Below are 20,356 nucleotides of genomic sequence, written 5' to 3' on the forward strand. Positions count from 1 at the left end.
CATGGCGACTGTCGTCTTCGAGTTTTGGACTCCGAACTCCCCGCTTAGCGCGGGAACAGCGCACCCTCTCTACTTCTCGGTGATCTTCAACGGAAGCAATCTGGCCCGCTCAGATTTCGGGCAAACAGGTACCGGTCAACGCGCGGTGTTCGAGTATACCGTTCCAGATTCTGCAGGTGCAATCGTCTCGGCTGCAGTGCGTCTCGCGGGGCTCGCTCCCGAGGCCCCCGATAATTGGTTGCCGAATAGAGTTAAACTTACCTATGGAGGCGAAGTCTTAGTTGATACGCCATGGAACCTCCCTTTCGACGAACAGCACCGCAGTCATGAAATATATCGACGGGCTTTCGACGCTCTTCGGGGCGCGGAAGAGTATGAGAAGTCCTCGTCTGAGGATTGATCTCTTTCCCCTCAAAACAGCCGCAGCTGCTCCCCGCTGCATTGACGGCGCTTTATCACGGCATGCGCGTGCCCATTCACCGGCTTCGGTGGTTCCGGCAACCTGATCTCCGCCGCTGCCGGCGGAACAATGGTCGGGGGCGGTTCCACCGTGGGAGGCTCCTCCTGCCTGAATTCGGCCACCTCCGCCGGTTCCACCTCCTGCCGCTTCGCCCGAATCCTCGCCGTCACCGGCGTTTCCGCGCGTGCCGCCTTCCGGGTCCCTACCCGCTGCGGTGCCGCCTCGACCGTGTTCCGCTCCCGTAAGACCTTGATCTGCTCCGCCAGACTGGCGACCGAGGATTTTTCCTCATCCCCTGCCTTCTCCGATAGCCCCGCCTTCAGCCGGTCGCGTAGTTCCGAAAGCTCTTCCTGGTAGGCGGCATGGGCGAATGGCAAGCCCAACCGGGATTCGTAATCCCTCAACTGGCCTTGCTTTACCGCAATATCGGCTTTGAGGCGGCGGCAATCGTAGTCGTAGCCATTCGCCAGCCGTTCCAGGGCGTTCAGCACGGCACGCGGGCCGGGGTTATCGCGCATCAGCGTCTCGCGGCACCGCACTGCGCCGTCCAGGTAGACCTCCGTGCCGCCGAGCGGGTGAAGGATGATTCCGCATTCCAGGCCGCGATAGGTGCCGAGCTTTGTGCGGTACGTCTCGCTCACCTTCTCCGGCATCTGCCCCATGCGCTTGCCGACCGCTTCCTGCGATGGAACGCCGTCATTGGCCGCCAGCGTCGCCTGGTCGGCCGTGAGGCCTTCCAGCCGCCTCTCCAGCCGCCTCTCCAGCCGCCGGATGTCGTCCGGCAAATCGCGCAGGTTCCGCCGGGCAAGGTACTGCTCGTCGCGGTGGTTCTTGTGCAGGATGGCCAGCCGTTGCAGCTCGGCATCGGCTTCGGCCAGCGTCAGCACGGCCGGGTTGCCGGAGGCGATGGCCTTCACCTCGGCATAGCTCAGCTCCTGCCCGCCGATATCCTCGGCTTTCCGCACGGCTGCCTCGCCGCTCATCACCTGGGCAATGAACCGGGCTTTCGTCTCGAGCGCCTGCCACATATATGCATCGAATGAACCCTCGGTGACGTAACGGTAGATCGCCACTTCCGCGTTCTGATTGCCCTGCCGGAGAATCCGGCCTTCCCGCTGCTCCACCTCGGCCGGCTTCCACGGCGCGTCCAGGTGATGCAGGGCCACCAGCCGCTTCTGCACGTTGGTGCCGGTGCCCATCTTGGCCGTCGAGCCGATCAGCACGCGCACCGTGCCCTGGCGCACTTTCTCGAAGAGCACCTGCTTCTTGGCGTCGGTGTCGGCATCGCCGACATTGGCGATCTGGTGCCGGGGGATGCCGCGCTCCACCAGCTTGGCTATCACTTCTTCGTAGGCGGAGAAGCACCAGGGCGTAGGGTTCACGCCCATGTCGCAAAAGATCATCTGCGTGCCGCGCGTCGCCTCGGTCTTTGCCCAGATGCGGGCGACGTTGGCGACCAGAGCGTTGATCTTCGAGCCAAGGAAATCCTCGCCCGGCTGGAGCATCCTGCCGTCCAGCGCCAGCTTGCGGCCGTCGGTGGTGATGGCGAGCGCGTTGTCTTCCCGCGGATCGACCTTCTCGTTGCGGATGCGGTCGTACCGCTCCACAAGCTTGGCCTGCAGCTCCTGCTGCTCTTCCGACATCGGGCAGGCTACGGTCTGCGGCTTGCCGCCTTCCAACGCCGGGCGCGGCAGGTCGAGCATCTCCGCCGTCTGCACGTCGGCGAAGGCGCGGAACATCTGGGTCAGTTCCGGCAGGTTGACGAACTTGGCGAAGCGGCTGCGAGGCCGGAGCGATGCGCCGTCGGGCGAAATCTCCATGGAATCCACCACCTCGCCGAAGGTAGCCGCCCAGCCGTCGAAATGATCGATGCCGCGTGAGCGCAGGCCTTCGGGGTCCAGATAGCGGCACTGGGTGTACATCTCCACCATCGAATTGCTGATCGGCGTACCCGAGGCGAACACCACGCCATGCCCCGGATGCTGCTCGCTCAGGTAGCGGGCTTTCATGTAGAGGTCGAACGCCCGCTCGCTGCCGCCGGTCTGGATGCCCGCCACCCGATCCATCTTGGTCGGTGTTTCGAGGTTTTTGCCGGCCTGGCTTTCGTCGTAGAAAATCTGGTCGACGCCCAGCTCGTCGAACACCAGCCCGTCATCCTTCTTATCCTCGGCCAGCAGGTTCTTCAGCTTCTCCTCGCGGGCGGCTTTCTGCTTCTCCAGGCTCTTGATGATGTTGCGGCCGTGGGATGCCTTATCGACCAGCAGGGATTCGTACTCCGCGATCTGCTCGCGCAGGAACCGCTCCTGAAATTCGCGACTCATGCCGATCCGCTCAAACGAGCTGTGCGTGACGATCACCGCGTCCCAATCGCCGGTGGCAATCTTGGCTGTCAGGGCTTTGCGCCGCTCGCGCGTGAAGTCGTCTTTGCCGGCCACGAGCAGCTTGGCGTTCGGGTAGAGCTGCATGAACTCGCGGGAGAATTGCTCGAGCATGTGGTTGGGCAGACAGTAAAGCGGCTTTTTGATAATTCCTGCCTGCTTCATTTTCATGCCAGCCGCACACATTTCGTATGTGTTATGCGTTACGATAAAATCGTCGGTCACGTAGAGCCTTGAGGGGTGGGCTACCGAGATACACTGGCATGGTTCGATTCCGTCCGGTTCGATGGAAACAATACATTTTTTCAAAGAACGGCGTTTGCCTACCGATTCATTCCACGCTTTAACCTTCCTTGGGAGCTTGAAGGGCGGCGCTTTCCCGGGAATCTTTATGTCCACCCTAAATTTTACGCTTCCCGGGGTCGCGCCTTCGCCAACATGCTTGTGTGCCACCCCGCCCAAGCTGCGGACAAGGGTTACCATGTCGGTCGCCAGTTGAGCAGAATAGCTGGTGAACCTGGCTGTTCTCCCGCACATCCCTCCATCGGCGTCCATCAAGCCTTGCACCAATGCGAAGCGGGAATCGGCATCGGCCCATAAGTATGGATCTGGGATGAATTTCTCGGGGCTTTTATGCCCCCATAGCCCGAGGTCGCGCAGGATTTGATTCAGAGGATTGGGGCGGACACCTCCACCCACTAACCAGGCCACTGGACACTTCGGCGGCTTCGACCATGTCTTCGCAGTGATGCCGACCGGCAGTCGAAGGAATTCCAGCTGCACCGCCTCTGGAAGGGCAAGCTGAACCGAGAATTGACGGAACGATGCGTTCCCAATGAGAACCCCAAGCGTATAGGGATCGAGCGGCAGCTTTGGACTTTGAAACTCAATCTGGCCGACAATTGGGACGTAGTGCCGTTGGCCGATCGTTCGCGCAATTTCATCGGTTGTGCGAACCTTCGGCTGGCCCTTGACGGTCACATGCCCGTTGGCTTGTGCCTCTCGCCATGTCTGCCGCTCCTTGCTGGTCTGGGTCAGCCAAAGGTGTTCCCCGCAAGCTCTGGTCGATGCTCCATCAGAGAAAGCGACTCGAAAGACGGACTTTTCACCCTGCGGATAAACGCCCGTTACTTGCGTGACCGTACCGTCGCCAGCGATCACATCATCTCCCACTCGCAAATTCCCCATGCGCGCCCAGCCTGTAGGCGTCAGCACTTTGGCATCCAGAGGCTGAGCTTTCCCCGCCCCGACGCAATGCGCCAGCAGCGTATTCCCGGCGGTCATGCACCGCCACACCGCGTCGACCTGGTGCGGCTTCAGCGTGATCGCCTGGCTCATCCCCGGAAAATCCAGGTGCGAGCCGTCGAACAGGCGGGGCCGCAGGTTGTTGTAGGTGTCGTTGTAATCGCGCACCAGCCTCTCGGTGCGATCGGGGTCGGCGAAGACCCAGCTTTTGAATTTCTCCTTGATCAGCTTCTGCTTCTCGCGTGCGGCCTGCGTCTCTTCCGGGTTCAGCACCCGCTCATCGCCATTCACGCCGCGCACCGTGTCGAAGATGACCGGCGTCTTCAGGTTCAGCGCCAGCCCGAGCAGCTCGGTGCCGTTGATGCGGCCGGTGCCGTAGTCGGCGGTGGCGGCGACCGAGCTGATAGCACGGTAATCCGGCTCCACGCTCCACACGGCATCCTTCTTCAGGTGGCCGATCGTAAAGGCTTCCGGCGGCACGTTGAATAGCTCGGCGGCAAACGCCCGGATGTCCGTGGCCGGTATCCACGGCGCGCCGAGATTGGCGTCGATATCGCCCGGTAGCACGTCTTCCGGCTGCACCTGGCGGAGTGCCTTGGCGTTGTTCGCATAAGCGGGTCCTGCGGCTTCCGCGATCTTCAGCTTCTCGCGGACGTTGCCTGATAAATACTGGTCGGCGGTCTGCAATTCCTTGGTCGCTGGGTCGTGATAGATCAGGTCGCCCAGCTCGCTGATGATGATCGCACCCGGCTTCCCGTAGAGCTGATTGATGTAGCCGATGTCAACGCAGCCTTTCTCATTGAGCGACACCAGCAACCCCTCTTCGGCGCTGGTGACGTGCGTGACCGGCGGCTTTGGGCCGACCACATCCCGCTTCAGGATGGCCGCTTTCACCGCCTTGCCGGTCGCTTCGTCGTATTCCTCCAGGCTCATCACCAGCATGGCGTCCGGGTCTTCGCGGTATTTGACCAGGTTCGGCATGCGGCGGATCTGCGTGCCGTCCTTGGTTTCGCTGAGCGTAGTCTTGTTGATCGGGCCGTAGGCGGCCACGAAGCGGTCATAGGCGCGGTTGAGCTGGTGGCGTTCGGTTTCGCGGGCGGCTTCCGGCCAGCCTTCGTTCTGGCTCTGGAGTACGCGGCGGGCGGCATCGCGCAAGCCGATCAGCCCGGCGATGCGCTTACCGGTCATGGTGCCGTCGGCTTTGAGCAGCGTGCCGCCGTAGGTAACCGGCTCGGCCTGGCTGTTGACGACCTGGTGGATCACCTTATCATCGCCGACGAACAGGCTGCTCTCGCCGATGTGCCGGAGCGGCGGCGGCGGTGTGAAGGAGGGTCTGGCAGATTCTAAAGGGGTCGAATTCGACCGGTTTGGAATTGGCGGCGGATTCGGTCTCTCCGCTTCCGACTGCATCACGCCGGGCAATCGGCCTATCGCCTCCCGCAACTGCTCGCGCAGATCTCCATTGGCAATGACCGAAAACCCGGAGCCGTAGAGCGTGTCCTTGCGGCTCCAGTCGCCCAGCACCATCTCGTGGTGGTTGCAGAAGTAGCGGTTGACCGGCAAATCCGCCCCGTCGATGCCGAGGACGGAGGTTTCCAGCCATTCGGGATCGGCGTGGTTCGGCTCCTGCCCCGGTACCCGCTTGCGGAGGAACAGGATATCGGTGGTAACCGCCGTACCTTCGGCCTTGAACGCCGTGGACGGCAAGCGGATGGCGCCAAGTAAGTCGGCCTGCTCCGCGATCAGCTCCCGGGCCGCCGCATTCTGCTTGTCGAGCGTGTAGTGGCTAGTGACCACCGCCAGCACGCCGCCGGGCTTGAGGGCTTCGACCGATCTGGCGATGAAATAGTCGTGCAGGGAGAGCTTCTGCCCGTGGAAATCGAGGTGGATGTCGGCGAAGGGCACGTTGCCGATTACCGCGTCCAGCGGCGGCAGCTTCGTGTCGCGGAAATTCTCGATGCGAATATCGGCCTGCGGGTGGAGCGCGCGGGCGATGCGGCCGGAGAGGGAATCCAGCTCCACGCCGATGAACCGCTGGCCGGGCTTGGCCTGCGCCATGAAATTGCCGACCCCGCACCCCGGCTCCAGCACAACGCCATTATCGGGCACGCCCAGCTGCTCCAGCGCTTCGTGCATCGCCGACATGACGACCGGCGCGGTGAAGAACTGGCTGAACGTCGTGCGCCTGGCTGAGTCGTATTCCTCCGGCGTGAGCAGCGATTGCAGCTCCTGGCCGATTGCCTCCCAGCCTTCCTTGAACTGTTTGGTGACCGGGTTCGGGAAGATCGAGAGCGCCACCGGGCCGAAACCGCCGAAGCGGGCAAGTATGTCTAGTTCATCGGTAGTGGCTAGCCGGTGCTCCCGCTCGATGGTTTTCAGCGTGCGGATGGCGGCCAGGATGTCGCGGGCCTTGCCCTTCTCGCCGCTGGCCGGTGCCGGCGTGGAGACGGGCGTGGGCTCTAGCTGTTTTGGTGGCTCAGCTGGCGTGCCGAACATCGGCAGCAGCGTCTGGCCGCGCGAGGCGGTGACGCGGGAGGCGTGCGACTGATGGCCGTTGCTGCGGGGAGGGAAGCGGTCGGCGAAAAGGTCGGGGCGGCGGGAAGAATCCAGGGGCATGCGGGGCGTTGACGCTTAATCGTTAATGTTCAACGCAGTATCCCGAAAAATGCAGGAATATCAATCAATAAGTTGACGAGTTGACCATAATTCTTGAAGGGCTCACTCTGGGTGGGATGGCCGCCGAGTGGAGCGCAGCGAACGCTCAAGCGAGGCGACTAGCCCACCCACCGCTTTCCGGGTAAAATCGCCCTCCACACGGAGGGTTTGCCATGCAAGCGACCACGCTATCCGAAGCCGCCGCTGATCTGCTCAAGCGCCGCCTGGCGGGGGAGCGGGTCGAAGTGACCGAGGAAAACCGCTCGCTCTACCGGGAGCTGGTGACCGCCGGGCTGGCGATTCCGCTTCATAGTTTTGCTCGCGGAAACGAGGGGCATTTCCGGCTCACAGAAGCCGCTTGCGCTTTGAGAGAAGCCTGATAAGTTGGAAAAGCTGCGGCGGCGTGGGAAGCAGACACGCAAGCTGACGGGCTGGGGCGCATGAGTCCGGGGTATGGACGCGCCTGCCGATAGGTCTGGGCGGGCAATGCCGACGCAGGGCTGGCACATGAAACTGGGGGTTCGAATCCCTCCATGCCTTGCCGGAGTAGCGACCGGCCCGCAGCTAACGGCCACGCCATCCGGCTTCCATCCTTCTCAGCAGCTCCCTCGCCGCGTAGCTGATCGGCAGGTTCGTCTCCGGTGCGGCGATGAGCGCCAGCTCGTGATCCCCGTATTCGTGTTCGGCCAGTTCGTGGGCGATGATGGCCTGCGCCCGGTCTTGCAGCTGGGTCTTCTGCCAGATCCGTTGCGTGGCTTCGTCGTAGTTCGCGGTCAGCAGCTCCGGGTTCATCAAACCGGAATCCAGCGTCACCTGCCCGGCGGGTGAGATCGTTCCGCCTTCCCGGTCGCCTGGGAAGAAGGTGTGGTGCTCGCTCCGCCTGTCCGGGTCGCGGGCACCCATCTGATGGTTGGACAAGCCCAGATCGAGCATCGCCTGCCCGGCGACGATATCCAGGTCCTCCGCATAGCGTTGGCTGAAATCCTCGGCGTGGTCTGCGGGATCGGTGGGCGGCTTTTCGGTCATCGGGTGAGATTAGCTCACCGGCTGCTCCTGCGCAACCACGGGCTTGGGCTTTACCGGGTTCTTCCGCAGGCTGACCAGCCCTTTCAGGATGGCCACGCGGCTGAGCTTGGGGGCGGAGAGCCGCTTCCTGACTTCCGAGCAGTAATCGTCGGCCTGGTGCCGGGTGAAAGCCAGGTTTTCGTCAGTCCAGTCGGCGTACTTTTCGCGCTTTACCTCCGCAAGCACGCGGCGGAATTCTTCGACCGTGCCCGTGTAGCCCATCTCCGCAAGCTGCTCGGCGACTCGCTTCTTCACGACTGAGCCTCCTGAATAAAGGTGCGCTAATATTGTAGCGCTAGTGATCCTCTAATCAATACTTGCGCTTGCATATTTCAAAGAAAAGGCCGCTTGCGCTCGCGCACAAAACAGCCTAATCTCCTTCTTGTCTAGAGAAGGAGTTTAGCATGTCAGAATGCAAGGAAGTTGCAAGCGAAGAATGGCGCCCAGTGCTAGGGCACGAAGGGCGGTACGAAGTCTCGAATCGCGGAAACGTCAGAAGCTTGCTTAATCGGTACGGTAATCCCCGCGTCAAGGTGCTGGCTAAAAACCGATGTGGCAGATACGAACGGGTGACGCTCTGTAAGAACGGAACCAAGGTCACGGCACAGGTGCACCGCCTGGTGGCGACTGCATTCCTGGAGTTAATCGAGGGAAAGAATTACGTTAACCATATCGACGGGCAACCGTTCAATAATGATCTCGCGAACCTTGAATGGGTAACCCCAGCCGAAAATATTATTCACGCGGCGGACATTGGCTTAAGGCGAACCGGAGATGACGTCCCGTGGACAAAGCTAAGCGAAGCTGACATTCCAAGAATCCGGGAGAAACTCGCCCAAGGAGTCTCAATCGGGTCGCTAGCAATAGAGCACGGAGTCGCCACATCAACGATATTCGACATAAAGCGGGGTAAAAGCTGGAGGCGGGTTGCATAGGCCAGAGCTGGCGCATGGCGTAGCCTCCATGAGGATGATGTCCACATGAATAGTACGCAGCGCAACGCGCAAAGCAATAGGTGCGCTTGGATTTTATCGAGCCCACCCCTTATTCTGCTCCATCCTCACCCCACGGAGCACCATTTGGCTTCCCATCCAGACCATCGCCCCACCCATGATGGCGAGCATATAGCCGTTGCTCTCCCCATGCCGTTTGGACTCGGAATAGCCGCGACGGGCGATATGGAGGATGTCGCTGGGGATGCCTTGCTCGTAACTCACAATGGGAACCGAATGTTGAACATGCAGCGACCCATATCGCACCGGGCACATCCGGTCAGCCAAAGCGTCAGCGTCAGCCAGCGCACACTACTTGTCGTTCAGAGCCGCAACGGCGGATTCGATGGCCAGGTTGATGGCGTTGTCGATCAGCGGGATGCTCTGGGCCTGGAGGTTAATCACCAGCGCTTTGCGGGCGGCGTTGTACTTGTCCTTGCCGGAACCGCCCTGTCGCTCGGCGGCGAGCACGGCTTCCTTGGCGGCGGAGATCAGCACTTCACCCCCGGCGCGCGCTAAGAGCTTCGCTGCGGGTAGGAGGTAGCCGATAAACTTGTTGAATAGGCGTTGGAGTAGGTTCATTTGGAGTCTCCCTGATTATGATTTTGGTGCCACGGGAAGTCGCCTTCCTGCCCTGGTGTAATGACCATAGGCGAAGGCTTCCCCACCAGCTTCGGCACGATCTGCTTCTTGATGGGCAGCACGGCTTTCACCCGACCCCACATAGCAACGACCCCGACGGCGGCGGAGCCGATGCCGAGGATGAGCTGCAAGCCGTTCTCCACGGTGCCGCGCAGGGCTTCGATATCAATCTCCGCTCCGGTCGCTGCTGCGTAGATTTGCACCGCGCCAATGATGATGCCGGTCAGCCCAGCCACCATCGTGGCGGAAGTCCACCACGGTTTGCCCGTCATAAATCCTCCCTGTTGTTCTCCCACCGCACCGCTTCCGTGAGCACGGTTACATGGCGGTTGTGCCAGCCGTCGCCGTAAGTCGGGTAGTCGGACAGGCGTTTCACGTATTTCATGCGGAGCTGCGTCATCTTCGCCGCAGCCTTCACGGGGTCGGGGTAAGCCTTCACCGCCGCGATGGTTCGCGGGCCGATAGCCCCGTCCGGGTATGCGCCCACGGCTTCCTGAAGCCAGCGCACGGGATTCAGCGGGGAGTGGTTGACCACGCAGTCGAAGAGCACTTCCGCCAGCGGCCACGGTAACGCCTCGCAGTAGAACTTATTCCAGTAATCCTTGCGGTAGAGTTCCTTGGCCTGATCGAGCGTCAGGTTCTTGATATCGATGTGCGGGTATCGGGCTTTGGAGATGCCGTATTTCGTCTCGCCGCCGTTGTCGCGGCTGTCGTTTACGTACCCGCCTTCGACGTCGGGGCGCATGAGGATGGCGAATGCCCGGTCGAATTTCGCGGTCATCTGTTCCCCTGCCGAAGCAACTGCTTCACGTCGTCCTTGATTTCCTTGATGTATTCCTTCATCTCCCCGAATTTCTCGTTGAGTGTGTTGATGGAACTGCGATCCCTCGCCTGCTCAAGCTGCAGCGCCGCAAGGGCCGCCCCGTGCGACTCGATGGTCTTATCCTGTTGCGATATGGCGCGCTTCAAGAGGAACGCGATGATGGAGAGGCCGAGCGTGACCCCGAGGATGATGATTTTGAGGTAGGTAGCTTCGTCATTCATCACGTCCCCGGTTATCTCAGATTCATATAGACAATTTATATTGTGGTTATTATGCACGCCAGGGCCGCTCAGCGCCAGCAATTTCGGCCTACGGAGCGCCGAAAACCGCCACGGAAACGCGGGCTGCGTCGGTTAAGCTGCCGGAGGTGTTGAAGCACCGCGCACGGACGGTTGATGTGGAGGGTTGGGAGCCGGTGCATATCAGCGCCGTGCCATTCCCTTCCGCCGTCACCAGCACCGCGCTCGCCGAATCCGCCGTGGCGCTGCTCATGGTCAGGGTATAATCCCCCGCGCCGTTGCGGGTGATGCCGTAGTTGAACCCGACCGCCCGGTGCATGACCGGGCTGGAGGAGGGGACGAAATTCGCCACCGCATGCGCCACCGTCATCGGCCTGCCGTATTTCAGGGCGTAGCCGTCCGGCGTGTACAGCACGTCATTGGCCGTGCCGGGAGCGTCGGGCAAGATGACAGGGAAGGTCGCGTCGATGCTCTCGGGAACCCGCAGCTCCACCGATTCCATGCCGTTGGTTTCGTTCTCGTAGAGCCGAAGGCGCGCGGCGGAATCATGGGTGGCGTGGAAGCCGAAGAACCAGTTTCCTTTTCCCCGGAACGAAAGGCTGTAATTATCACCCTGTCCTAATGCGTAAAATTCCGCGTTCTGGTTGCCTGCCGTGTTGCCCGGCCAATAACCGACGCCGTTGCCGCCGGTTCCCGATGGGTTGGAGCCGAAGGTGATGGCGGGTACGGAGTCATCGTCGTAGAGGACGGTGGGGCTGGCGCTGGCGGCGAAGGATGCGGACAGGATGGCGGCGGAAAGGAGGCTGGCGTTCATTAGAAATCTCCGTAGACGATGAGCGAGGCGCGGGTGGGATCGGCCAGCGTAGAGGCCGTATCCGCGTCGTGGAAGCGCACGCGGAAAACCGTGGTGGATGTCTGCGTGGGCACGGCGACCAGCCCGAATGTGTCGGAGCTGGCAAAGACCGCGCAGGCGGTGTCGCTGGTGCCCTCGGTGAGCGTGATGTTGTAATCTCCCGCGCCTGTGCGCGAGATCGAGGCGACGTTGTGGCTGCGCTGGATGACGGGCGGGTTGCTTGGCGTGAAATTGATCCACGCCTTCGCCACGCCGGGGTGGTATTTCATCCGTCCCGGGCTGGCGAGCTTTGTCGTGCTGCTGGCCGCTTCCAGCTCGTTCTGGCTGGCGGCCTGGCCTAAGACGAACGCCGTGGTGGCCACCTGCGTGGTGTTGGTGTCCGCCGAAGCGGTCGGTGCGGTCGCGTAGAACACATTGGCGCTGGTGTCGAACTCGCCCAGCGCGATGTCGTCCGATCCGTCATAGAGATACAGCGTCCAGCGGGAGGAGCTGGGGCTGTTGTCATCCAGCCAGAGCTGCCCGGCGGAGATGGTGGAAGGGCGGGTGGAGCCTTTGCTGGTGGTGGCGAGCGCCGCCAGTGCGCTGTTCAGGTCGGCGCGGAACGTCGCGCCGTCTGCGTTGGCGAGAATCATATCATGTTGGGACATTAAGTTACCTCGTCTGCGTGTACGGAAAGGGAAGTGACGGAAATGTTGTAGGTCGGGTCGTCCACCGCCATCTCCAGCATGAACTGGAAGGCGCGGGTGAAAAACTCCCCGGAGTCGAGCCGCTGCCATGCACCCCAGGTGGGGGTACCGGCGGGGTTGTCGTCGGTCTGGCGCACATAGATGCGGGCATCCCCCGCTGCGGCGTCGGTGCCGTCGAAGGAAGCCCAGTTGTCGATGGAGTCGGAGCGCGAGTCGATCTGGTCGTAGATTTGCGTGATGGCTGCAACCACCTCGCCGGTCAGGCGAACCGCTTTCACGCTGCCCAAATCCATCGCACCGGAGAACAAATAGGTGCCGGTGACGCTGGTGCCGCCGTAGGCGTCAAGGTCTGCCACCGCGTCGAAATCCGGGATGGAGTCGAACTCTCCCGCGCCGGTGAGCTTGAGTGCCCCGCTGTCCACGATGACGCCTGTTTTCGTGCCGGAGAAGGTCGGGTCTTCGGTCAGCGTGGTCAGATTGGCGAAGGTGAGCGCGGTGGCCTGGTCGGCGGTGACGCTGGCGTAAGCAGCGGACTCGATGCCGGAGGAATCCACCGCCTTGAGCAGGTAGACGCCCGGCTTGAGCGGCACCGCCCAGCAGGCGGCAGCACCGGGGGCGGGGTTGCCGATGGATATTGTCTGGTTCCACGTCGCGCCCGTGTCCGAGGAATGGCGGATGACGATTTTGCCGCCGATCCGCACGTCCACGTCGGGCGTTTGATCCCAGTAGAGGTACGCCATGCCCCCGATGGTGGCGATGGTGAGGTTCTGCGGCTCCTGCGGCGCGTCCAGCAGGCCGGAAATCTGCCGCGAAGAGGTCGAGTAATCCGACGACACGCCGAGCTGGTTGAGCGCCTTGACGCGGAAATCGTACTCGCCCGGCTGGATGTCCTCGATGGTGGCGGTCACGCCCTTGGTGGCGGAGAGCTGCCGCCAGATCACTTCGGGTTTGAGCTTGTATTCCGGCTGGTATTCCCGCAGGAACCCGTCGGGCGAAGCGCCCCAATCCATGATGGCGCGCACTTTTACCCCGTCGCCGGTGCGGGTGATGTACTTCTCTTCAGTGATGGTGACGGCTCCGGGAGGCTGGACGGTGAAGACGGAAGGCAGCGTGGTGTCCGGTGCCGCGTCCACGATATGCGCCTCGGCGAAGTTCCAGCTGTAGGAGGCGGAGGATTCCTCCTGAAGCTCCAGCAGGATCGGCCCCGGCACGCCCATACTCCATTTGAGGATGCGGAACGGCTTGGCAGTCCAGCCGAGCTGCGCGTTGGTCAGCGTCACCACGTCATAGACGGCGTGTTTCAAAGCGGAATGGTTGACCGGGATCGTCACCCGGATGCCCTGCCTGCCCTTCTCCTGGATGATCTTGGCGATGCGCTGGGCGGCTTCCGCGTTGGTGGTAAAGGGAAGCTCGATGTCCCGGAAGATGCGCTCGCCCCCGTCCTGTGCCTCATAGGTGGCGTTGGTCATGGCCGGGAAATCGGTCGGCTGCCATTGCTTGTTCGGATCGACGTAAGTGCCTTTCACCGCGTTGAACAGCTCCTTGCGGGAGGGGCGGGCGTCCATCTGCACGTCACCGGCGAGCATGTCCAGCCCGATCTCGCCCGAGGGTGAGTCATAGGCGGCGGCGTGGATGCGGAACTGGCCTTGGACATAGGTCACCGCCCCGGCACCTGCGGTCAGGAGGGAGGAGAGGTTTTCCAGCGGGGCGGTCGCGGTATCCACCACGCCGTTGCAGGTGTAGCGGGCTTGCGTGCCCCCGGCATAAAGGTTCACCGGCTCATCCGCGATGTTGGCGGCGGCGATGAAGTAGCTGTCGTTGATCTCGTCGGGCTGGCAGTTAAAGCCGTAATCGGCATAGAGGTAATCACGCACGCACAGCGCCCAGTTGTCGCTCCACGAAGTCACGCCGGTGCGCGGGTCGTAGAGCTTCTTCCCCTTTACCAGGAAGCTGACGTTCGGGATGCCGGTGGGGAATACATCGGCGTTGAACTCGAACCGAAGATAGGCGTAGGCGATGCCCTGCAAGCGGTGATCCGCCGTCCATTCCGGGGCTTCGGCCATGAGGTAGGTGTCAGCGGTCTGATTGGCGGCTCCGTTATGCTTGCTCACCCGCACATAGCTCTGGGTCTGGGTGGAGGCGGTGGCGACGCTGATATTGCCGCCCGTGGCCGATGCGTCGGCGGCATAGGCCGCGTTGCTGACGCTGCACACGATGCTGGTAGGGCTGCTGACCGTGCTGACGACGAATCTCCCCGCGAAGCTGCGGTCGCTCAAGTCCTTGAGTTCAATCGACTGGCCGACGGAAAGCCCGTGCGCGGCACTGGTGGTGATGGACAGCGTGAGCGTGCTGTTGCGGGTGGTGTAGGTGCGCGTGGCCGAGGCGACGGCGATGATCCGCGTGTCGGTCTTCTCCACCTGCTTCGCATACGGGGAAGATGTCACCCAGTCCCCGCCCACCGTGACCGGCGCATCGTTCAGGTAAAGCGTGCCGATTTCCTCGACCTCATGCCCGGCCAGGGGCAAGACCATGTGGAGGAATTTGTTGTCGCCGGTCACGGTGGCACCGGTGGAATCCGGGCCGGAGCTGGTGGTGGTGATGAACACAATCGGGCCGGAAACGCGCGCCTGCCCATAGATGATCTTATGGCTCTCGACGCTGGAGCGGATCATGGACACACGGCCTGCGGCGTCCGCCTGGAAGTTCTGGCCTTTGGGCTTTTTGGCTAGAGCCTTGCTACCGAGGAAATTAATGCCGGTGGCGACGACCGCCCCAGCGATGGAGCCGAGGAACGCCGTGGAGAGGCCAAGCCCGGCGAATGCGCCACCAGCAAGGAGGAATGCCGGGGTAGCGGCAACACTCGCGGAAACGGCGGCTCCGGCCACGGCGGCGGTCAGGGTGACGGGGTCGGCAAAGGCCGGGGCGGTCAGTGCGGAGGTGACCAGTAGGGCGGCGAGAAGACGCTTCATACGCCCCACGCCTTGAGGCAGGCGAGCGTTTCCTCGACGCACAAGCCCTGAGGCGTGACGAAATGCGAGAACAGACCGTTGCAGATGCCGAGCGCGCCTTGCGGGTGCAGCACCAGGTCGCCGCGCATGGCGACCGTCACGGGCTTTTCTTCCAGATGATGGTCGGCGATGTCTTCGACGGTTTCAAATCCCCGGTCGATCATGGCGCGGCGTGCGCCGAACTCGGTGGCGTAATCGCCCTTCCAGCGGCTGACGTGATCCGACCCGGTGGCGAGCAGCACCCAGGTGGCGGCATAGAGCGCGCAGTCGTGGCTGCCCCACGCAAACGGCTTGCTGGCGGAGGCGTGCAGGTACTCGCCCAGCAGCGATTCCCAGCCCGGCTTGCGGTTACCCTGCATAGCGCTGCCCCCACACGATTTGTTTTTCAGTAGCTTGCTCGACGAACTCACAACCACGGTCACCGGGGTATCGGGACTGCTGGTCGGCGTGGTTATAGCGGCGTGTCAACGGCCGATCCCACGCGGCGAAGCGGCTCTCCACGGTCACGGTCACGGCGCAGGTTTCTCCCTGCGCGACGGACGCGGTGTCCATCCTGCCGCGGTAGATGATGATGGGGTCGGCGGTGAGTAGCCGGGTGGTCTGGTTCAGGTAGCCGAGATAGAGGGTTGCCGTGCGCCCCTGGTAATACTCATTGAGGATGATGCTGATGATGTCGTTCGGCAGCCCGCGCAGCGTGAGCTTGAGCGTGGAGCGGGTCAGCTCCGCGTCTTCCTCCACGGTGTCGATGCCGCCGATTGCCCCGGCTCCGGTGTAGGATTCGCCGTCAAAGTTGATGGTGCCGAGCGAGGTATGCAGGCGGATGTCGCCGCTGTCGAATTCGAGCTTGACGAACCACACTGGCAGGATGACATCGGCTTCGGATGCGGTCTGCGTGGCGGCGTCGATCTGGCGGGTCATGCGATAATATGCTTGCTGTTTATAGGGTTAGTGCTATGGTCGGCAGGTGGCTGCGGCGGCATTGACGGAAACGTTAGCTGTGTGTTGCCAGATGGGCTAGAGCAACGGGGACATCTGTAGCCATTCAATCTCCGGCTCCAAATCCGACGCAGCCACACAACCGCAGGGAGGCGATATGGCCAAGGGATACACCGACACGCTCCAGTTCGCCTTCAAGCTGCTTCGAGTGCGCTGGTTGAGGTTTGTTCGCACCGTGCTCATGGAAACCGGACTCTATCGGCTCAGATCAATCGGTCAGATTCCCGCGTTAATCGGGTTGATCGCCATTATGCTGCTCCTCATCCTGCATGAGATGAGGATTCTTTAGAACACCTCCATCGCGCTAAACGTCTTTTCCTCGTACACGCCCATCACATCCGCATCCCACATCCCCTGCCGGTCATCCACGAGGATCATCGTGCAAGTGGGGTTGGTGAAGTTCACCGCGCTGTTGTCGGTTGGGCTCCCCCGCCATGCTGGCATGAAGTTGAGGGTTGCCTGCCCCGAGCCGTTGGTGTTCACGTCGGCGGTGAGCTGCTTGAGTTCGCCGTTGGCCGAAAAATAATCCCCCGCCCTCGCCCATCCGGTGACATTGGCCGTGCAGCCGTCAATGGCGAGCGTGGTGCCGCTCTGGAAGCTGCCGTTGACCAGGGGAGTCCCGCCCTGCAATCCCTTGGAGCCTTTGCGGTCGGGGTCGTAGGCGTAGAAGGATTCGCCCATGCCCTGGCATTTGAGGAAGAAGGCGATCCAGTTGCGTGCAAGCTGGTCGTCCTTCCGCATCCGGCGGATGGTGGCGGTCATGATCCAGCGTGAGCCGGCCAGTATCGCGCGCTGGGTGTTGCGCGTGAGCGGGCTTGTGTACGTTTGCGTATTGGTTTCCAGCCCGAAGTTGCACCGGACGAGGCCAAGCTTGGGGGGTAGGCTGATCGGCATAATATCCGTTGACGTTAATAATTGTTAATGCTATGGCTGCTCCCGTTAACCAATGGGGGCACTATGGCGAAATCGATCTGCAAACAATGCGGCTCCACCTTGATGCGGTGGGCCGCCAATTCCTTCAACGGCTGGGTCTTCGTCTGGTGGATCGCCGCCTTCGTGGCGCTCACCCTCCAGTTGGAGGCGCTGCTGTACTGCTGTCTGTTCGCCGCCACGCTCAAGACGCTGCACGGCCTGCTGAACTGGGAGCGCCAGTGCAAGACATGCGGGTCGGACGATGTGATCCCGGCGGATTCGCCCGTGGGCAGGCGGCTGCTGGCCGATTAGCCGCGTATCTGGCGGGTAAACGCGCCGCCCTTCTGCACCTCGGTGGCGACCGCCTGCTTGGTGGCGGAGATGATGCCGGGGAGCATGCCCGCCACTTCCGAGCGGGTGACGCCGGAGCCGAAGCTGTTGTTCTGGACGATGGTGATTCCGCCGCCACCCATCTGGTGGTTGGGTATGATCTGCCCGCTGACGGAAGGCGTGAAGATTTCCGGGCCGCGCTCGCCCACGAGGTAGGACTTGCCGCCTCCGACCGGGCCGCCGTCTGCCCTGGCTCCGCTTAAGAACCCGCCGATGCTCTTGAAAATGTCCGTGCCTTCGATGGCACCCATGATGCCGTCGCTCAGCGGGCCGGTGACGCTTTTCTTAAGAATCTGGGCGGCGATCTCGTCGAAGAACCGCTTCGCCGCATCGCCTGCGGAGTCGAAGTGCAGGATGATGTCGGTCAGGCCGTCCGTCAGCTCCTTCCGCCATTCGCGGGCGGTTTCGGCGGCTTCTTCCTGTGCTTTGGTAATTTGTTTGGTCGCTTCTTCGGCCTCGTAGGTGACGCCCGCCTGCTCGCGTATCTTGTCGATAAGCTCCTGCGACGTGCCGAGCGTCTTATCCTTGATCGCCTGTGCCGTGGCTTCCATCTCGGCGCGGCGTTCGGCCAACGCCCTGCCGGAAAGCTGCGCCAGTTCGGCCTCCTGCTCGTATTTCAGGAGCAGGTTGCTGAGTGCATCCCCGGCTTCGTCGTAATCCTCGGCTTCTTTTTTCTTCTTCGTCTTCCCGCTCTTCCCGAAGCTGCCACCACCGCCTTTCGGCCTGTTGCCGGTAACGTCAATAGAGGGAACGGTCGGCGCGTCGTTCTGCGCCATGAGTTCATCGAGCAGCGCCTGCTTCACGGCGGGGTCGTCGGTGAACTGCATCGCAATCCCGCCGACGATGGCGTTGAAGCCCTGCTTGAATTTCGGGATGTTTTCGTTGGCGGTTAGCGTGAGGTTCTTGATCTCGTCGGCCACGCCCTTAATCAGCGCGGTCAGCCCGGCATCGCCGATGGTCTTGGCGAGCTGGTCGAAGCTGTCGCCCATGTTGGAGAGCGCCACGGAAAGCGTGCTTTCCTGCTCCTTGATCGCCCCGGCGAACTGCACGTCGCCGATGGAGCGGATGTAGCCTTCGATACCCGCCGCATTCTTCCTCACCTTGGTTTCCATGCCCTGGAAGGTGAAGATCACGCTGTCACCCGCGTCCTTGGTGCGGATGCCGAACTCTTTCAGGCGCTCGAACTCTCCCGTGGCGGCGTCGGCCACGGCTTCGACCACCTGGTTGAGCGACTTGCCCATCGCCGAGGCGGTGTTTCCGTAGGACAGCAATGCCTTCTCCGACGGGTCAAGCCCCAGCGATTTCAGCTTGATGAAGGCATTGGCCACCTCTTCCACGGCAAACGGCGTGGTCGCGGCGAATTTCTGGATCATCCCGAAAGCAGCGGCGGCATTCTCCGCCGATCCGGTGACGGTGCGCAAGGAGGCTTCGATTTTCTCGAACTTGGTGATGCCGTCGATCAGCTTGCCCCCGGCCAGCAGGCTGGAGATGGCGGCGAGCTGCACGCGGAACTGCCCCATCGACGCGCCCATCTTCTTGCCCGCGTTTTCGGTGACGGTGGTCGCCTTCTTCATCTCGCGGTCGAGCTGGGAGGCATCCGCCTTGATTTTCACCGTGAGTTCGCTAAGTGTTGCCATCCCGTATCCGTTCCTTTGCGATTTCTTCGTCCATCCATGCCTTCAGCTCGCTTACCTTTTCCGAAGACAGGGCGGTTTTCTTCTCCGGCTGCTTCAGCCCGTGCTTCAGCGCATAGCCCTCATAGGCTTGTTCCACCTCCCACACGGTCGCTTGCCAGAATGCCTGCGGCGTCCATCCCAGCGCTCCTAGGCAGAATCGCTGGTAGTCTCGCCAGGGGAAGCCGTCTCCAGCTTCCCGGTCAGCTTTCCCATCGCTTCGGCCACTCCCTCCCGGTCTTTCGGCGGGGAAAGCAGGATGCGAAGGAACGCGAACAGGTGGATTTTCAGCATGCCGTGCTCTTCCGAGTCGATCCCGAGGCCGAGGATGGCGTCACCCATGTCCTTCACGGTCGCCTTGTGCCCGCTGCTGGTGAGCATGGCCGCGAGCAGCTTTGCCGTGTCGGTGACGCCCATGTCCATCACCCGCTTGGCGATGCGGATGATGCCCTCGCCCAGCGCGTGCTCGCAGGCTTCGATCAGCTCGAACGTGCCCAGCAGTTCGTAGTTCTTCCCCGCCAGCTCTAGGCTGTAGCGGGGGCGGGCTGCGTCGTAGCTCACCGGTAGTTCGTCAGCTTGACGGCAGCCACGGTCATGCCCGTTGCATCGCTGAGCGTGTAGTTGACATTGCCGTCCACGTCGTTGAACCGATCCACGGGGAATGGGCCAGCGGCATACCTACCGCCATTCGTGCCGGAACCCGGCAGGGTGATGACCGTATCCGGGGTGGCAATCGTGCCGAAGCCGGGCTTGGTCGCGTCATTCGCGGCGAAGGTCAGCGTGCGGCTGGAGGCGTTGCTGTTCAGGAAGATCAGCATCGTGCGCCCGTCGTTGGCGAACTTGTCAGCCGTCGAAGCGGAGCCGAGGGTATAGGCCAGTCCGCCAAAAACAGAAGTTTGAACAGAGAGTGTTGCCATGGGTTACCTCTATGCGGCTGCGGTGAAGGTCGGCTCGCCGTGCGATTCGAGCGTGTAGCTGTATTGTTCCACGCCGTCCTTCGCGCCGTTGCGCGTGTAGCCGGCGATGAGGAAATCGCCCTCGATGGTGTCGCCGTTCGGGAACACCAGCGTGTAGGTGTCGATGGTTCCGGCGAATGCCTTGGCGCGGATGGATTCGTCCGTGGCGGAATCCTTGAAGAATCCGCTGCACGCGATGGAAAACGACTTCAAAGAGGCATCCTCCACCAGCTCGCGCCAGCCGTTGGTGTCCTTGGTGCTGCCGTCGACCACGTTGTTGCCCATCGTGATGCTGGTGTCCGTAAGCCCGCCGATGGTAGTTCCCGTAGCGGCATCGCCCAACTTAATGAGCATGTCGCGGCCTTTTTGTAGTGCCATAAGCC

21 protein-coding genes are annotated in these 20,356 nt (G+C 62.0%); 3 read left to right on the forward strand and 18 right to left on the reverse strand.

The annotated features are described in order from the left end of the window. Nucleotides 1–411 precede the first annotated feature (411 nt). Entirely contained in the window at nucleotides 412–6,699 is a 6,288-nt protein-coding gene (locus tag ElP_RS13555) for a hypothetical protein (RefSeq protein WP_197446964.1), read from the reverse strand. Between the two features lie 212 nt (nucleotides 6,700–6,911). Between ElP_RS13555 and ElP_RS13560 the strand changes: the two genes are divergently transcribed. Beyond that, nucleotides 6,912–7,118 (forward strand): hypothetical protein, encoded by a 207-nt coding sequence (locus ElP_RS13560; RefSeq protein WP_145270091.1) that lies wholly within the window; start codon nucleotides 6,912–6,914, stop codon nucleotides 7,116–7,118. Nucleotides 7,119–7,302: 184 nt separating this feature from the next. On the opposite strand, the gene ElP_RS13565 is transcribed toward ElP_RS13560, so the two are convergent. After that, the gene (locus tag ElP_RS13565) at nucleotides 7,303–7,764 is read right to left on the reverse strand and encodes a hypothetical protein (RefSeq protein WP_145270093.1); all 462 of its coding nucleotides are present in this window, start codon (nucleotides 7,762–7,764) and stop codon (nucleotides 7,303–7,305) included. Between the two features lie 9 nt (nucleotides 7,765–7,773). Continuing rightward, nucleotides 7,774–8,058: a hypothetical protein gene (locus tag ElP_RS13570; protein ID WP_145270095.1), complete on the reverse strand. Its 285-nt coding sequence runs from the start codon at nucleotides 8,056–8,058 to the stop codon at nucleotides 7,774–7,776. Between the two features lie 149 nt (nucleotides 8,059–8,207). Between ElP_RS13570 and ElP_RS13575 the strand changes: the two genes are divergently transcribed. Continuing rightward, on the forward strand, nucleotides 8,208–8,738 hold the full coding sequence (locus ElP_RS13575; RefSeq protein ID WP_145270097.1) for an NUMOD4 domain-containing protein: 531 nt from the start codon (nucleotides 8,208–8,210) through the stop codon (nucleotides 8,736–8,738). A 369-nt stretch (nucleotides 8,739–9,107) separates the two neighbouring features. Here ElP_RS13575 and ElP_RS13580 read toward each other — a convergent pair whose 3' ends face one another. The 10 genes from ElP_RS13580 to ElP_RS13625 all read right to left on the reverse strand — a co-directional run bounded on the left by ElP_RS13580 (nucleotide 9,108) and on the right by ElP_RS13625 (nucleotide 16,936). Further along, the gene (locus tag ElP_RS13580; protein WP_145270098.1) at nucleotides 9,108–9,377 is read right to left on the reverse strand and encodes a phage holin, LLH family; all 270 of its coding nucleotides are present in this window, start codon (nucleotides 9,375–9,377) and stop codon (nucleotides 9,108–9,110) included. Then, entirely contained in the window at nucleotides 9,374–9,709 is a 336-nt protein-coding gene (locus tag ElP_RS13585; protein ID WP_145270100.1) for a hypothetical protein, read from the reverse strand. Before ElP_RS13585 ends, ElP_RS13580 begins: the two co-directional genes overlap by 4 nt. Beyond that, nucleotides 9,706–10,218 carry a glycoside hydrolase family 108 protein gene (locus ElP_RS13590; RefSeq protein WP_145270102.1) on the reverse strand — a complete coding sequence of 171 codons (513 nt, stop codon included), beginning with the start codon at nucleotides 10,216–10,218 and terminating at the stop codon, nucleotides 9,706–9,708. Before ElP_RS13590 ends, ElP_RS13585 begins: the two co-directional genes overlap by 4 nt. Further along, the gene (locus ElP_RS13595; RefSeq protein WP_145270104.1) at nucleotides 10,215–10,481 is read right to left on the reverse strand and encodes a hypothetical protein; all 267 of its coding nucleotides are present in this window, start codon (nucleotides 10,479–10,481) and stop codon (nucleotides 10,215–10,217) included. The genes ElP_RS13590 and ElP_RS13595 overlap by 4 nt, the downstream gene beginning before the upstream one ends. A gap of 88 nt (nucleotides 10,482–10,569) precedes the next feature. Then, nucleotides 10,570–11,313 carry a hypothetical protein gene (locus ElP_RS13600; RefSeq protein ID WP_145270106.1) on the reverse strand — a complete coding sequence of 248 codons (744 nt, stop codon included), beginning with the start codon at nucleotides 11,311–11,313 and terminating at the stop codon, nucleotides 10,570–10,572. After that, a complete protein-coding gene (locus ElP_RS13605; protein WP_145270108.1) occupies nucleotides 11,313–11,999 on the reverse strand; it encodes a hypothetical protein in 687 nt (228 codons plus the stop codon). The genes ElP_RS13600 and ElP_RS13605 overlap by 1 nt, the downstream gene beginning before the upstream one ends. Next, on the reverse strand, nucleotides 11,999–15,007 hold the full coding sequence (locus ElP_RS13610) for a phage tail protein (RefSeq protein ID WP_145270110.1): 3,009 nt from the start codon (nucleotides 15,005–15,007) through the stop codon (nucleotides 11,999–12,001). Before ElP_RS13610 ends, ElP_RS13605 begins: the two co-directional genes overlap by 1 nt. Continuing rightward, nucleotides 15,004–15,405 (reverse strand): DUF6950 family protein, encoded by a 402-nt coding sequence (locus ElP_RS13615; RefSeq protein WP_145270112.1) that lies wholly within the window; start codon nucleotides 15,403–15,405, stop codon nucleotides 15,004–15,006. The genes ElP_RS13610 and ElP_RS13615 overlap by 4 nt, the downstream gene beginning before the upstream one ends. Further along, entirely contained in the window at nucleotides 15,395–15,964 is a 570-nt protein-coding gene (locus ElP_RS13620) for a hypothetical protein (protein WP_145270114.1), read from the reverse strand. Before ElP_RS13620 ends, ElP_RS13615 begins: the two co-directional genes overlap by 11 nt. 363 nt (nucleotides 15,965–16,327) lie before the next feature. Further along, the gene (locus ElP_RS13625) at nucleotides 16,328–16,936 is read right to left on the reverse strand and encodes a hypothetical protein (protein WP_145270116.1); all 609 of its coding nucleotides are present in this window, start codon (nucleotides 16,934–16,936) and stop codon (nucleotides 16,328–16,330) included. Nucleotides 16,937–17,035: 99 nt separating this feature from the next. Between ElP_RS13625 and ElP_RS13630 the strand changes: the two genes are divergently transcribed. Continuing rightward, entirely contained in the window at nucleotides 17,036–17,266 is a 231-nt protein-coding gene (locus ElP_RS13630) for a hypothetical protein (protein WP_145270118.1), read from the forward strand. On the opposite strand, the gene ElP_RS13635 is transcribed toward ElP_RS13630, so the two are convergent. From ElP_RS13635 to ElP_RS13655, 5 genes are read right to left on the reverse strand one after another with little or no spacing between them, the layout of a single operon-like run. Beyond that, complete coding sequence (locus tag ElP_RS13635) at nucleotides 17,263–18,981, reverse strand: tape measure protein (protein WP_145270120.1); 1,719 nt, start codon at nucleotides 18,979–18,981, stop codon at nucleotides 17,263–17,265. The genes ElP_RS13630 and ElP_RS13635 overlap by 4 nt on opposite strands. Next, complete coding sequence (locus ElP_RS39635; RefSeq protein WP_145270122.1) at nucleotides 18,968–19,117, reverse strand: hypothetical protein; 150 nt, start codon at nucleotides 19,115–19,117, stop codon at nucleotides 18,968–18,970. Before ElP_RS39635 ends, ElP_RS13635 begins: the two co-directional genes overlap by 14 nt. 50 nt (nucleotides 19,118–19,167) lie before the next feature. Next, entirely contained in the window at nucleotides 19,168–19,578 is a 411-nt protein-coding gene (locus tag ElP_RS13645) for a hypothetical protein (protein WP_145270124.1), read from the reverse strand. Continuing rightward, on the reverse strand, nucleotides 19,575–19,934 hold the full coding sequence (locus ElP_RS13650; protein WP_145270126.1) for a hypothetical protein: 360 nt from the start codon (nucleotides 19,932–19,934) through the stop codon (nucleotides 19,575–19,577). Before ElP_RS13650 ends, ElP_RS13645 begins: the two co-directional genes overlap by 4 nt. 9 nt (nucleotides 19,935–19,943) lie before the next feature. After that, a complete protein-coding gene (locus ElP_RS13655; protein WP_145270128.1) occupies nucleotides 19,944–20,351 on the reverse strand; it encodes a phage major tail protein, TP901-1 family in 408 nt (135 codons plus the stop codon). Nucleotides 20,352–20,356 lie beyond the last annotated feature (5 nt).

The sequence above is a fragment of the Tautonia plasticadhaerens genome, from assembly GCF_007752535.1.
Taxonomy (GTDB): Bacteria; Planctomycetota; Planctomycetia; order Isosphaerales; family Isosphaeraceae; genus Tautonia; species Tautonia plasticadhaerens.